Genomic DNA, 12870 nt, shown 5'->3' with positions numbered 1-12870 from the left:
CGTTTCCACCAGCCCAGGCATTTTCGACTCCCTCGTGGAGCCGATGCGCCGGATTTCCACCAGCCAGGGTACTTTTGACTCCCTCACGAAGCCGATGCGCCTCATTTCCACCAGCCTAGGCACTTTCGACTCCCTCGTGGAGCCGATACGCCTCATTTCCACCAGCCAAGGCACTTTCGACTCCCTCGTGGAGCCGATACGCCGCGTTTCCACCAGCCAGGGTACTCTCGACTCCCTCATCGAGTCGATTTGCCACGCCTCATCGAGCCAGGGCACTTTCGACTCCCTCGTGGAGCCGTTGCGCCTCATTTCCACCAGCCAGGGTACTTTCGACTCCCCGGCAATGCCAGCCTCGACGAACCGATGAGACCTCATGCCGTTCTTACGGTCCTGAGCGTGTTGGCGCAGGAGCCGGCAGCTCCTCGCAAAAAAAGGCCTCAAGCTCTGCTTTTCAGAGCTTGAGGCCTTTTTCAATTCCATCGGATGGCAAGGCGGGCAGCCGCTCAGCGGATGCCGATCTGCACGAGGCAGCAGTCGTCCGGCCGAGGCCCGTCCTCGGACAGGAGCAGCTCATGCAGCGAGCCGCTCGTCCGCACGGCTCCGGCCATGCGCTCCATCAGCATCTCGAGCCGGCCCTCCTCCGGTCCGCTCACCAGCTCCAGCAGGCCGTCCGTGAACAGCAGCAGCTGGTCGCCGGGCTGCACCTCCACGACCTGCTTTTGGAAGGTGACGCCCTCGAACAATCCGACCGCCATGCCTCCGCCGGAAAGCGGCTCCTCCGTCCCTTGTCCGCCCGCGCGCACGAGCAGTCCCGGCGGATGGCCCGCATTGACGTACTCCACCGTGCCCCGCTGCAGGTCTACGACCATATAGAGCGCCGTGAAATAATACTGGATGAGCTGATCCGCGAACTGCAGCTGCAGCGCACGGCGGTTGAGCTCCTCCATGACGAGCACCGGCTCGACCTTGGTCACCATCGCGTCCCTCAGCACCGAAGCGATGAACATGCAGACGAGGGACGACGAGATGCCGTGGCCCATCGCGTCGATGACGGCGATGCCGTAGCGATGCTCGTCGATCCGGTTCCAGGCGTACAGATCGCCGGACAGCTCCTCGGAAGGCTGGTAGATCGCATCGATGACGATGCCGCTCTCCTCCAGCTTCGGCGGCAAGGCCGCCGACTGCACCTCTTTGGCCAGCTGCAGCTCCTCGCGGATGCGCCGATCGCGCTCGCGATGCCAATCCTTCTCCTGCTTGAGCCGCAGCGCTACGCGGATGCGGGCGAGCAGCTCGATGCGGTTGATCGGCTTGGTCACGTAGTCGATCGCGCCGGCATCGAGCGCCTCGGCCAGCTTTTTGGAATCCCCGATCGCCGTGACCATGATGACCGGGATGTCCCGGAGCCGCTCCGACGCCTGAATGGCTTGGCAGGCCGCAATGCCGTCGATGCGGGGCATCATCATGTCCAGCAGGATGAGGTCCACGTCCGGCGTCGGAATGCCTTCCGCCGGCTCGGCGCCGTTCTCCTCCAGACCGAGCATGGCGAACAGCTCCATGCCGGAGGCAGCGGCCCTCACGTCCCAGTAGCCTGCCCGCTTGAGCATCTCCTGAACGACCGTTATATTCATCGCGTTATCGTCGACAACTACTATCCGCATGATGATTCCTTCTCCCCGAAATCGCGGCAAAAGCAAGGCAGCCGAAGCGGCCCCCCTGCCTGCCTTTATAGCCAAACGTTTGGTTCTATCCTAAAGCAACTTGCCGGCAAAGTCCAGCCGCCGCCGCGCGGCGCGGCTCGTACGAATCAGGCTTTGGAGCGGCTCGAACGGATCAGGCGCGCCGCCTGGATGCCGACGTCCAGCCAGCCGACCCATGCGGGCGAGCCGGAAGCGTCCTCGGCCAGCACCGGAACCTTCTTCGGCGGCTGGCCGGCAGCGGAGCCGCCGGAGCGCAGCGGCACGGCCGTGCCGGCATAAGCGGCGGCGCTGCCGCTGCGAGCGTCCGTTTCCGCTGCGGGCAGGCTCGACTTCAGGCCCTTTTCCTCCAGCTCGGCCGTCACCGCCGATTCATGCGCCTTGCGGCGCAGGCGGTTCGTCCAGCCGGTGGAGAACTCGCGGGCGGCAGCGGCGACTTCATGCACGGTCGTGCCGACCTCGCGGACCGAAGCCATCAGCGGATCGACGGCATCGATCTGGTGATTGACCTGTTTAGTCAGATCCTTCACGCTTACGACCAGCTCGTCGACATCGCCCTTCCATTCCTGCACCGCACCTTGAACCTCGCGGATCGCCCCGCTCGCCGCGTCAAGCGACGACTGCACTTTCTTGAGCGTCTGAGCCAAATAAACGACGAGCACCGCGATCGAAATGGCGATGATCAGCACGCTGATTCCAATCAAATAGTCCATGTTCTATATCCTCCTCAGACGGCTCTTATCGACCGATTTTGACTTAAGCGTTAATACCCCGGGCTTCGTCGATCCAATCAACGGATCGGCCGCTGGAAAGCTTTTGCGGCCGGTAGCCGCAGGTCGGCAGGGTCGCGAGCGCGCTCAAAAATTCAGATTAGATGTAAGGCCGGACAAATTCAGGGAACGATTGTTTAGGGCTCAAAGGCCAGGGTTAATACAGCTACATCAGCGGACGGCAAGCAACCGTCCGGCGGATCCGAAAGCTTCGGAAGCCTCCAGCAGAGGCAAGCCGAATCATCCGGATCCGCGCCAACCAACTCTACTTTGAAAGGTATGGTGAATCCCATGTTGAGATGGGCCGTTATTTTTCTGATCATCGCCATCGTCGCCGCAATCTTCGGCTTCGGCGGCATCGTAGGAGCCGCAGCCGGCATCGCGAAAATCCTGTTCTTCGTCTTCCTGGTGCTGTTCGTCATCTCCCTCATTACCGGACGTCGAACGACCCCTTGACGCTAGGCAAGCGGCAGCGAATTTAAACGAGACATCCCGATCCCTTTTGACGAGGGCATCGGGATGTTTCTATTTTATAGCGAAGAAGATCCCGGCATCGGCTCTGGGCTTAGGCGCAACCGGATGCGCTGCTGCATATACTGCTCTACAAGCACTCTAGCGCCAAAGGAGCTGGGCAGCGTGAGCAGAAAAGTGAAACTCAGCAGCGCCACCCCTGTCATGGATCAGCGAACGGCTTTGTTTCTTGCGGCCGTGTGCGGACAAACCTATCTGCTGCTGAAAGGAACGGGAAAGGTGCGGCTGCCCGACGATTACGAGGTGGTCGGCGTCTTTCAGGCCGGGGGGCATGCCGGAGCCCCAGCCCAGCCGTTCGGCTTCGTCGCCGAATCGCCGCATGCGGTCGTCGCCGCGTTCCGCGGCACGAGCTCGACGTCGGAGTGGCTGACCGACTTCATGGCCGAGCAGGTCGACTACGCCATCGTCAAGGACGGCGGCAAAACCCATCGCGGCTTCACCTCCCTCTACGAGAGCCTGCGCTCGCAGCTGCGGGAGCTGCTCGGACGGACCGGAGCGCGCAAGCCCTTGTTCCTGACCGGACACAGCCTCGGCGGCGCGCTCGCGACGCTGGCCGCTCTCGATCTGGCGAAGAACGACCCCGTCCGCAAGCCGATCGTCTACACGTTCGCCGCGCCGCGCGTCGGCGATTCCGATTTTGCCGAGGCGTACGCCAAAGCTGTCCCGCGCAGCTTCCGGCTGGCGAACAGCAACGACATCGTCACCTATTTGCCGCCGCTCGTCTATCAAGATCCGCGAACAAAGCTGATCTACTACTACGCCCATGTGAGCGAGCTGGCCGAGCTCGACTTCAGCGGCGGCAGCTTCTCCGGCAATCATGTGCTGCTCGGCTACTTCAACGCGCTGGCGGCACGGGAGCCCGAGTTCGCCGCCGCGATGTGCCGCAGTCCGATCGGCTGGTGTCCGAACGCGCAAAAGCTGCCCGGCGAGGGCAGCTAGTCCTGGCCAAAGACGTCCTTTCCCGCCTGCTCGGAGAAGGACGCCTTTTGCGCGCGCTCGCGCTGCGCTATAATGAGGCGATTCCATGCCGGCTGTCCGGCCAAAGGAGGCCTTGACCCATGACGACTTCGAACGCCCCCGGCCGCATCGGCCTCGGCGGCCGTCTGCGCGCGCAGCGGCAGCGGCTCGGCTGGACGCAGCAGCAGCTGGCAGACGAGCTGTCCGTCGCCAAGTCGACCGTCTCCCAATACGAGAACAGCGTCAATGCGCCGGACTATGACATGCTGGTTCGGCTGTGCCGCCTGTTCGGGGTGTCGTCCGACCACCTGCTCGGCCTCTCGGCCGAGGCTGCCGTTCCTCCGTCGCTTCCTCGGTCGGGCGACGATCCGCTCGCGCTCTCGGGCCTCCGCGCCGACGAGCGCGAGTTTCTGCTCGCCAGCCTCGAAGCCTATCGATCCGCGCTGCGATTGCGCGGATTCTGATGCGGCTGCCTTGGCGGCTGCAGCCGACGCCGGCGAGGGCCTGCATGGGAGGGACATTCGGCGCCGCATCTTTTCCAACAGGAGGGATTCCATGAACTTGAAAACGAAGGAAGAGCTGGCCCTCATGCGCAAGGCCGGCCAAATCGTGGCGGAGTGCCACGAGCTGCTGAAGGAAAGGGTGAAGCCCGGCGTCACGACGCTGGAGCTGGACCGTCTCGTCGAAGAAATGATCCGCAAGCGCGGCGCCGTTCCAAGCTTCAAAGGGCATCACGGCTTCGCCTACTCGATCTGCTCCGCGCCGAACGACGTCATCTGCCATGGCTTCCCCGATGACCGGCCGCTGGCCGAGGGCGACGTCATCTCGATCGACATCGGCGCCTTTTATCAGGGCTTCCATGGCGACTCGGCCTGGACCTACGCGGTCGGCGACGTCTCCGAGGCGATCCGGCGGCTCATGCACGACTGCCATGAAGCGCTCTTCCTCGGCATCGCGCAGGCGGTCGCGGGACGGCATGTCGGCGACATCGGCGCGGCCGTCGACCAGCTCGCCCGGGCCCGCGGCTACGGCAACGTCCGCGACTTCAGCGGACACGGGCTCGGGCGCGAGCTGTGGGAGGAGCCGTCCGTGCCCCACTACGGCTTGCCGGGCAAAGGCCCGCTGCTCCAGAACGGCCTCGTGCTGGCGATCGAGCCGATGTTCACGCTCGGCGACTGGCGCGCCTTCGTCGACAGCGACGGCTGGACCGCCCGCACCGCCGACCGCTCGATCTGCGTCCAGTACGAGCATTCCGTCGCGATCACGGAGGACGGTCCGCACATCCTGACCGTGCTGTAGCGGAGGCCGGGGGCATCCAGCAAACAAAAAATCCCAGGCACATCTGTGCCTGGGAACGTCAATCACGACTCCGGCCGCCGCGGAGAACCGGCTGCTGCAAGCGGCTCAGCCTCGGCTGCTTACAGCACCTTGGACAGGAACTCCTTGGTCCGGGCATGCTGCGGAGCGGCCATGACCTCGCGCGGGTCGCCCTGCTCGACGATGTAGCCGCCGTCCATGAAGATCAGCCGGTCGGCGACCTCGCGGGCGAAGCCCATCTCATGCGTGACGATGATCATCGTCATGCCGTTCTGCGCCAGCCGCTTCATGACGTCGAGCACCTCGCCGACCATCTCGGGGTCGAGCGCGGACGTCGGCTCGTCGAACAGCATGACCTCCGGCTGCATCGCCAGCGCCCGCGCGATCGCGATGCGCTGCTTCTGGCCGCCGGAGAGGCTGTCGGGACGCGCGTCCCGCTTGTCCTCGAGGCCGACGGAGCGCAGCAGCTCCAGCGCGATCCGCTCGGCCTCCTCCTTTTTCAAGCCCTTGACCTTGCACGGAGTGATCGTCAGGTTGTCCAGCACGGACATATGCGGGAACAGGTTGAAATGCTGGAACACCATGCCCATCTTCTGACGGATCTCGTTGAGCTCCTTTTGAGCCGCGGTCACGTCGCGGTCCTTGAACCGGATCGTGCCGCCAGTCGGCTCCTCGAGCCGGTTCAGGCAGCGCAGGAACGTGCTCTTGCCCGAGCCGCTCGGTCCGATGACGGCGACGACCTCGCCTTTCTGGATGCTGGCGTCGATGCCTTTGAGCACCTCATTGCTGCCGAACGACTTGCGCAATCCCTGGATCTCGATCATCGCTTGCCCAGCCTCCTCTCCAGCACGCCCAGCAGCTGCGAGAGCGTGAAGGTCATGATGAAGTAGACGCCGGCCGCTACGATAAGCGGCTCCAGCGGAATGAACGTATTGCCCTGCACGGTGCGGGCGTTGTACAGCAGCTCCGCGATGCCGATCGTCGAGACGAGCGACGAGTCCTTGATGATGACGATCAGCTCGTTGCCGATCGCCGGCAGCATGTTGCGGAACGCCTGCGGCAGCACGATCAGGCGCATCGCCTGCCAGCGCGACATCCCGAGCGAGCGGGCCGCTTCCATCTGGCCCTTGTCGATCGCCTGGATGCCGGCGCGGAACACCTCCGCCATGTAGGCGGCGCTGTTGATCGTCAGCGCGACGACGCCGGACGCGAAGGCAGGCAGGTTGACGCCGAAGTTCGTCAGGCCGTAGTGGATGATGAGAATCTGCACGAGCATCGGCGTGCCGCGGATGATCTCGATGTAGGCGGTCGCCAGGAATTTGACGATCCAGATCCGCGACAGCCGCATGAGGGCGAAGCCGATGCCGAACAGAGTTCCGAGCAGCACGCCGAAGAACGACAGCTGCAGCGTCACCCACGCGCCGCTGATGAAGTACGAGCCGTACTCATCCAGAAAGGAAAAGTTCAAGTTCATCTATAGAACGCTCCGTCCGTCGTTTATTCGCCGACGAGCTCGTTCGCTTCCACGACGAAGCGGTCGATGTCGCCGCTCGCCTGCAAGCGGTCGATCGTCTTGTTCACGGCGTCCAGCAGCTCCTGATTGCCCTTCTTGATCGCGATCGCCGAGCCGGCTTCCTCTTCCGACTGCTCGATCTTCACGTCCGCCAGCGCGATGCTGTCCTGCGTCTTGACGTATTGGTCCGCGACCGGCTTCTCCACGATCAGCGCGTCCACGCGGCCGCTCGTCAGCTCCAGGATCAGCTCCGGAATTTTCGCCAGCGACGTCAGCTTCGCGCCTTCGACTTCCTTGGCGATGCCTTCCTGGATCGAGCCCTTCTGCACGCCGATCTTCTTGCCTTTCAGATCGTCCAGGGAGCCGTAGCTGCCTTCCTCGCCCTTCTTCACGATGACGCCTTGCTCCGCTTTATAGTAGATCTTGGAGAAGTCGACGTTCTGCTTGCGTTCCTCCGTCGGCGTCATCCCGGAGATGACCAGGTCGACCTTGCCGCCGTTCAGCGCCAGCAGCAGCCCGTCGAAGTCCGAGTCGCTGATCTCCAGCTCGGCGCCGAGATCCTTGGCGATCTCCTTGGCGATCTCGATGTCGAAGCCGACGATCTGGTCCTTGCCGTCGATCTTCTTGTGGAATTCGTAAGGCGCGTAGTCCGCGCTCGTGCCGAGCACGAGCTTGTCCATCTGCAGTCCGCCCGGGGCTGCCGATGCCTCCGCCGTCGGCGCCGGCGAAGCCGTCGCTCCCGCTCCGCCCTCGTTCGTCGTCTTTTGTCCGCATGCCGTCAGCAGCAGCGCTGCCGCAATCGTAACCGTCCAAACCTTTTTCATTGGCTGCATCTCCCCTGCCTCTATGAGTTGTGATGAATTATGCACGAAAAGTAATAATTAATTACCGGAAGCCAGTATAACATTGCCGGACTTCCCGCACAACTGCCGGGCATAATTAGGCAGTCGACTTAACAATATTACCCAAAATACTAGCATTTATTCCCTGCATGTCGATGCTGCAAGCAAAATAATAAGCTTTATCGGATTACCGCATCATCGCTTCATCCGTTGCTTGTCTTAGCAGCAAGAAAGAACTGCCCGCAGGCAGTCCTTTCTTCGCATGCTAGGTTCCGCTCGGCATCTAGGATACCGCCAGCAGGCGGCTGACGATGACCGCCGCCTGGGCGCGGTTCGCGTCGCCCTTCGGCGTGAAGTTGCCGTCGCCGGTGCCGAGGATGATGCCGGCGCTGGCGAGCAGCGCGACGGCGTCCTTGGCGTAGCCGCCGATTTTGGCTTGGTCGGCGAAGCCGGCAAGCGTCGAAGCGGTGTCCGGAGCGGCAGGCTGAGCCTTCAGCTTCCAGACGTTCGCGGCCATGATCGCCATCTCCTCGCGGGTTACGGCGCGATTCGGCTCGAACTTGCCGGTGCCGGTGCCCTGCACGATGCCGGCCGCTACGGCGCTGGCGATCGCCTCGCTGTACCAGGCTCCCGCCGGCACGTCGCTGAAGCTCGTCCCGCCGCTGGCGGCAGGCAGCCCGTAAGCGCGCGCCAGCATCGTCAGGAATTCAGCGCGGGTGAGCGTCTTTTTCGGACCGAAGGCGTCCTCGGTCAGTCCCTTCAGGATGCCTTTGGCCGCAAGCTCCTGAATGGCCGCTCCCGCCCAGCTCAGGACAGGTCCGAGATCCTTGAAGTTCGGCACGACGACCGGGGTCGGCGTCGGGCTAGGCGTAGCCGTCGGCTCTGCCGACGGAGTCGGCGTCGGGCTAGGCGTAGGAGTCGGCGTCGGCACATAGATCGGGCCGCCCGAATCCGGCGTCGGCGTCGGCGCGACGATGCTGCCCGCATCCGCGAACTCGGCTTTGGTCGCCGCGTTGTAGATGGCGTTCGCCAGCAGGCGGTATTGAGCCTGCGGATGCGCCTTGTTCGTCAGCTCGTTGGAGAATGCCGTCACATACGTCAGATCCTTGTGGTACGTAAAGCCGATCGTCTGGCCCTTGACCGCATCATGTCCCGGCCACCAGCCGGCGATGAAGAAGTCCGGATCGCCGCTCGCCTTGGCGACGACGGTCGAGCCGCTCGGCACGCTCGTCACGAACGTTCCGGATTGCGTATACAGATAGTCATCCGCTTCATAAGGAGCGCCGATGAGGCTGTCTTGGCTGATCGTCGCCTTGAACAGGCCCTCATGCGTGCTGCCCGTCGTCTTGAAGTCGAAGCCCGGCAGCAGGCCGGAGGTCTTCAGCGTGCTCATCGCCGCGCGGCCGTAGCCGATGTACGGCTTGCCCGCTTCGACGAGCGGCTTGTTCCACGTATTGACGAGCACGTCGCTCGCAGCGGCGTCCGTCGTCACGTTGAAGCCGAGATCCTTGAGGGCGAACGCCGGCACGCCGGAGGCGGCGACCTTCACCGCAGGCAGCGGCTTGCCGTAGATCGTTCCGCCCGGGTAGCGGACGGCTTGCAGCGAATACTTCGCGAGCAGCGGCTTCAGGCTCTCGTACGAGACGAGGTAGTCGCCCTTCTCGTAGCCCGCGCCGCCGGCCGTCAGCAGCGTGACCGTCTTGCCGGCCGCCGTCAGCTCGTTCACCGCGCGGACCGCGTCGTTGTTCGTGCTGCGGATGACATAGGCGTCGCCGCTGCCGGAGAGGGAGCTGGCCGGCTTGGCCGCCTTGGCCGCGCGCTCCGTGGCGCCGGCGAATGCGCCTTTGTCATAGACGGCATAGCGGTCGAATCCTCTCATATAAGAGAAGCTTTGCACGATGTCCGCGTACATCTCGCCGAAGTCGGAGACGTCGATGCCGTCGTACAGCACCAGGTTCGCGAAGCTGCGCTTCGCCTGGTTCATCGGCACGATGTACGTGCCGGCCGGATACAGCTCGCCGCCGGCGAGGACCGGACGGGTCGTGCGCTCGACCTTCACGCCGTTGCGGATGAGGTAGTTCGCCATGTTGGCCGCTTCGAGCGCGTTCTTTTGCAGCGATGCGTCTACAGGAAGCACATAATAGTCCGGGAAGAAGCTCTTGCCTTCCGGACGCGGACGTCCGATCGGCTTGTACTCGGCGTTCACGAGATACTGGTCGACGTTCGGGCTGTCAACGTTGTCCACGCCGCGCTTGTATACCTCAAGCTGGTTCAGGAACAGCTTTTCCTTGTTGTGGATCACATAGTCCGTCGAGGCGAACAGCGTGTACAGCAGCGCCGTCGTCGACTCCTCGTTGAGCTCCGGAATCTCGATCGTATGGCCGAGCGCTCCGTGATGCATCGCGTACACCGCCGTGTAGGCCGGAGATGCGTCATCCCATCCGGTCGCGTTCGCGATCACTTCGCCATCCTTGCCTTCGGCCAGCTTCTTCGCCTCAAGGTAAGGGATATGGTACTTGTCGTAGTACGTGTTGGCGATCGCCGCGCGGCCCATCGCATCCGCCTGCTCGACCATGCTGTCGATGAGCAGGTCGTAGTCGATGTTCGGATCATGCGGCGGCGTGCAAGGCTCGATCAGGAACTCGCCCACGAAGCCGTGCAGGTCCAGGAACGACAGCGGCGACCATTTCGCGATCTCGCTGGCGACGATTTGCGTCTCCGGCTGCGTCTGGTACGAGTTGTCGCGGTTCAGGTCGAACCCGTTGGCGTTGGCGCGGGTGTTCAGGAAGCGCCCGTCCGGGTTCTGCGTGAAGTTCATCAGGAAGATGACGTTGTCGAGCGCCTCGTCGATGTCGATCGTCACCTGCTGCTTCTGCCCGCTGGCATCGGTCGTCTCGTAGGAAATCTCGTCCTTCTTCGTCATTTCCTCGAAGAAGTTCAGGATCGCGTCGACGCCCGGCGCCTCGTCCGGATGGATGTTGTTGATCCAGATCGGCACCTTGTAGCCGGTCAGCTGGCCGCTGCGGATTTTCGCCTGCAGCGCGGCCGGATCGTCCATCATGAGCGGCAGCGTCTCGTTCACGTACTGGTCGACGGACGCCTTGTCCTTGGCCAGCACGGTGAAGTTGATGTCGCGGCCTTGCACGGACTTGCCGAGCACCTCCGTTTTAATATAGCGGCCCGGCTTGGACTCGGCCTCGGCCGTGATGCGGTCGATCTCCGGACGGATCTCGTCGTACGTGCGGTACGAGTCGTACACGTTCAGCTTGATCGGCGCGGAGCCGATGCGTTCGCCCTGCTTGTCCGTCACCATCAGCTCATGCGTGCCGAGCAGGCTCGGATAGTCGCGGCGCAGCGTCGACGGCGAGACGTTCAGCTGCTCGTACGGCTGATTGTTGACCTTGTACGCCTGGTCGAACACAACCGTCGCCGTCACCTTGCCGTTTGCGACGACCGGCTTGTCCTTCAAATAAATGAAGGCATTGCTCGTCGGCTTGGCGCTGGCGTCGCGCTGCTTCCAGTCGGACAGCGGCTTGCCGCCGAAGCTCCAGTTCAAGTAGGTGTCATCCGATACGGTAAAGCCTCTCGGCACCGTGAATTCGACTTCGATCTCGCTTTTCTTCGTCAGCGATGCCTTGTCGCTGCTCAGCTCCAGCTTCGCGCCCGGCTCCTTGATTTCCCGAAGCAGCTGCGTCAGCACGGACGCGAACGTGCTCAGGCGCTCCTCGATGCGGCCCGGATAGTTCGTGTTCAAATAGTCCAGCGTATCCTTGCCCGTATGCCAGATCTCGCCGTCCTTCTCCGTCTGGGTGTAGCCGTTCTTGTCGCCCAGGCTCCAGTTGGTCGCTTCCAGATAACCGTACGGAATGCCCGCGTCCTCGAACGGCGCATGGTCGCTCCAGTCGCCTGTCGTTCCGGCCGGATACTCGGCGTTTTCGCCCAGCTGCGTCTGCAGGTCCAGGTTCAGCCGCTGCGCGATGGCGAGCGCCTGCTCGCGGACGAAGCCGGCCTCGCCTTCGTTGCCGTAGACGTACATGTTGTCGCCGGCGGCGAGGCTGTCGAGATTGATCATCGCGACGGTATTCGCCTTCTCTTCCTCGGTCATGGCCGCGACGTAGGCTTTGGAGCCCTGCAGGCCGTTTTCCTCCGAGCCGAAAGCGACGAACTTGATCGTATAAGGCAGATCCTGCTGCTGCGATACCGCTTTAGCGGATTCAAGCATGACGGCGACGCCAGAGGCGTTGTCGTCGGCACCCTTGCTCGGCGCCTTCACGCTGTCGTAGTGGGCGCCGACGATGATCGTGCGCGGCGACTTGCCGTGCTTGACGGCGGCGACGTTGCTCGACTTGCCTTGAGTCGTTTTCGTCGTATACGTGAACTCCGTGACCGTAGGGCTGTAGCCCATGTCCTCGAACTGCAGCTTGATGTAATCCCGGGCCGCTTGCTCCTCTGCCGAGCCCGCCGGACGAGCACCGATCGCGCCTGCCAGATGGTTCAGATACACATACGCGTCGTAGCCGGCTTGTCCCGGCTGCAGCGACGTGCTCGCCAGTACGTTGTAAGGCAATGCTGTCGGCTCCGTGACGACTGCGGCTTCTTGGGCATAGGCTGTGACCGCCCAACCAGCCGGAGATACGAGCGTGCCTGCGACGGACAGCGCGACGACTGCCGCCAGGAACGGCTTTCTCGCCTTTTTGCTGCGCTTCTGTTCGACCAACGTTCATTCCTCCCCGAATGAAATCTCTCTTCTTCCCCTTGCTCGCTGAATGCTATGTATACAATATTCATAACATTGTATATTGTATGGGAGAAATTATAACACCCCGCCCGCCTTCTGCCCAGCCCTTTTTTGAGAAAATAGCGAAAAATCGCGATCGGGCGCGAATCGAGATCAATCTGCATCTTTATTCATAGATTCCGAGACCAAACTTATCCGAACGCATGCCGTTGCATGCGGAACGCAACTGCCGCGTCTATGGCGGCGGCGATGGAGATGGACGGGTTTAGCTGCCACGGGAGGAATTGCCTCGCTAGATCGAGGGCGCTACGCGCGGAAATACTGTGCGTAGCGAGCTCAGCTCGCTCGGTCTGGCCCGCTACGCGCGGAAATACTGTGCATAGCGAGCTCAGCTCCCTCGGTCTGGCCCGCTACGCGCGGAAATACTGTGCGTAGCGAGCTCGGCTCCCTCGGCCTGGCCCGCTACGCGCGGAAATACTGTGCATAGCGAGCCCTGCCCCCTCGGTCT

The 12870-nt window shown here is 62.8% G+C and carries 11 protein-coding genes; 4 read left to right on the top strand and 7 right to left on the bottom strand.

Annotation, left to right across the window (positions count from 1 at the left end; genetic code table 11):
• From H582_RS32650 to H582_RS0125210, 3 genes are all read right to left on the bottom strand, one after another.
• The coding region (locus H582_RS32650) for a hypothetical protein (protein WP_205621438.1) at nucleotides 1-375 on the bottom strand (375 nt) is incomplete at its 3' end.
• Between the two features lie 128 nt (nucleotides 376-503).
• Complete coding sequence (locus tag H582_RS0125215; RefSeq protein WP_028600760.1) at nucleotides 504-1658, bottom strand: PP2C family protein-serine/threonine phosphatase; 1155 nt, start codon at nucleotides 1656-1658, stop codon at nucleotides 504-506.
• Between the two features lie 146 nt (nucleotides 1659-1804).
• Nucleotides 1805-2407, bottom strand: a complete 603-nt coding sequence (locus tag H582_RS0125210) for a DUF948 domain-containing protein (protein ID WP_028600759.1) — start codon at nucleotides 2405-2407, stop codon at nucleotides 1805-1807.
• 348 nt (nucleotides 2408-2755) lie between these two features.
• On the opposite strand from H582_RS0125210, the gene H582_RS31520 reads away from it, so the two are divergent.
• The 4 genes from H582_RS31520 to map all read left to right on the top strand — a co-directional run bounded on the left by H582_RS31520 (nucleotide 2756) and on the right by map (nucleotide 5251).
• Nucleotides 2756-2920 (top strand): DUF1328 domain-containing protein, encoded by a 165-nt coding sequence (locus H582_RS31520; RefSeq protein ID WP_028600758.1) that lies wholly within the window; start codon nucleotides 2756-2758, stop codon nucleotides 2918-2920.
• A gap of 180 nt (nucleotides 2921-3100) precedes the next feature.
• Complete coding sequence (locus H582_RS0125200) at nucleotides 3101-3934, top strand: lipase family protein (protein WP_240479082.1); 834 nt, start codon at nucleotides 3101-3103, stop codon at nucleotides 3932-3934.
• 119 nt (nucleotides 3935-4053) lie between these two features.
• Nucleotides 4054-4416, top strand: a complete 363-nt coding sequence (locus H582_RS29630) for a helix-turn-helix domain-containing protein (RefSeq protein WP_043112094.1) — start codon at nucleotides 4054-4056, stop codon at nucleotides 4414-4416.
• A 91-nt stretch (nucleotides 4417-4507) separates the two neighbouring features.
• Nucleotides 4508-5251, top strand: a complete 744-nt coding sequence (gene map / locus H582_RS0125190; protein WP_028600756.1) for a type I methionyl aminopeptidase — start codon at nucleotides 4508-4510, stop codon at nucleotides 5249-5251.
• A 119-nt stretch (nucleotides 5252-5370) separates the two neighbouring features.
• Here map and H582_RS0125185 read toward each other — a convergent pair whose 3' ends face one another.
• From H582_RS0125185 to H582_RS29625, 4 genes are all read right to left on the bottom strand, one after another.
• Complete coding sequence (locus H582_RS0125185; RefSeq protein ID WP_028600755.1) at nucleotides 5371-6093, bottom strand: amino acid ABC transporter ATP-binding protein; 723 nt, start codon at nucleotides 6091-6093, stop codon at nucleotides 5371-5373.
• Nucleotides 6090-6743: an amino acid ABC transporter permease gene (locus tag H582_RS0125180; protein WP_307719995.1), complete on the bottom strand. Its 654-nt coding sequence runs from the start codon at nucleotides 6741-6743 to the stop codon at nucleotides 6090-6092. The genes H582_RS0125185 and H582_RS0125180 overlap by 4 nt, the downstream gene beginning before the upstream one ends.
• 23 nt (nucleotides 6744-6766) lie before the next feature.
• A complete protein-coding gene (locus tag H582_RS0125175) occupies nucleotides 6767-7606 on the bottom strand; it encodes an ABC transporter substrate-binding protein (protein ID WP_028600753.1) in 840 nt (279 codons plus the stop codon).
• A 301-nt stretch (nucleotides 7607-7907) separates the two neighbouring features.
• Nucleotides 7908-12341, bottom strand: a complete 4434-nt coding sequence (locus H582_RS29625; protein WP_052333668.1) for a M20/M25/M40 family metallo-hydrolase — start codon at nucleotides 12339-12341, stop codon at nucleotides 7908-7910.
• Between the last annotated feature and the right edge of the window lie 529 nt (nucleotides 12342-12870).

Origin of the sequence: Paenibacillus pasadenensis DSM 19293 (assembly GCF_000422485.1) — a bacterium.
In the GTDB taxonomy this organism is placed as follows: domain Bacteria; phylum Bacillota; class Bacilli; order Paenibacillales; family Paenibacillaceae; genus Paenibacillus_O; species Paenibacillus_O pasadenensis.
Note: the sequence above shows the minus strand (reverse complement) of the source record. Positions and strands in the feature narration are given on the sequence as shown.

Coding starts and splice junctions, on each gene's coding strand:
- H582_RS0125215 (WP_028600760.1), bottom strand. CDS start 1,658: ATGCGGATAGTAGTTGTCGACGATAACGCGATGAATATAACGGTCGTT.
- H582_RS0125210 (WP_028600759.1), bottom strand. CDS start 2,407: ATGGACTATTTGATTGGAATCAGCGTGCTGATCATCGCCATTTCGATC.
- H582_RS31520 (WP_028600758.1), top strand. CDS start 2,756: ATGTTGAGATGGGCCGTTATTTTTCTGATCATCGCCATCGTCGCCGCA.
- H582_RS29630 (WP_043112094.1), top strand. CDS start 4,054: ATGACGACTTCGAACGCCCCCGGCCGCATCGGCCTCGGCGGCCGTCTG.
- map (WP_028600756.1), top strand. CDS start 4,508: ATGAACTTGAAAACGAAGGAAGAGCTGGCCCTCATGCGCAAGGCCGGC.
- H582_RS0125185 (WP_028600755.1), bottom strand. CDS start 6,093: ATGATCGAGATCCAGGGATTGCGCAAGTCGTTCGGCAGCAATGAGGTG.
- H582_RS0125180 (WP_307719995.1), bottom strand. CDS start 6,743: ATGAACTTGAACTTTTCCTTTCTGGATGAGTACGGCTCGTACTTCATC.
- H582_RS0125175 (WP_028600753.1), bottom strand. CDS start 7,606: ATGAAAAAGGTTTGGACGGTTACGATTGCGGCAGCGCTGCTGCTGACG.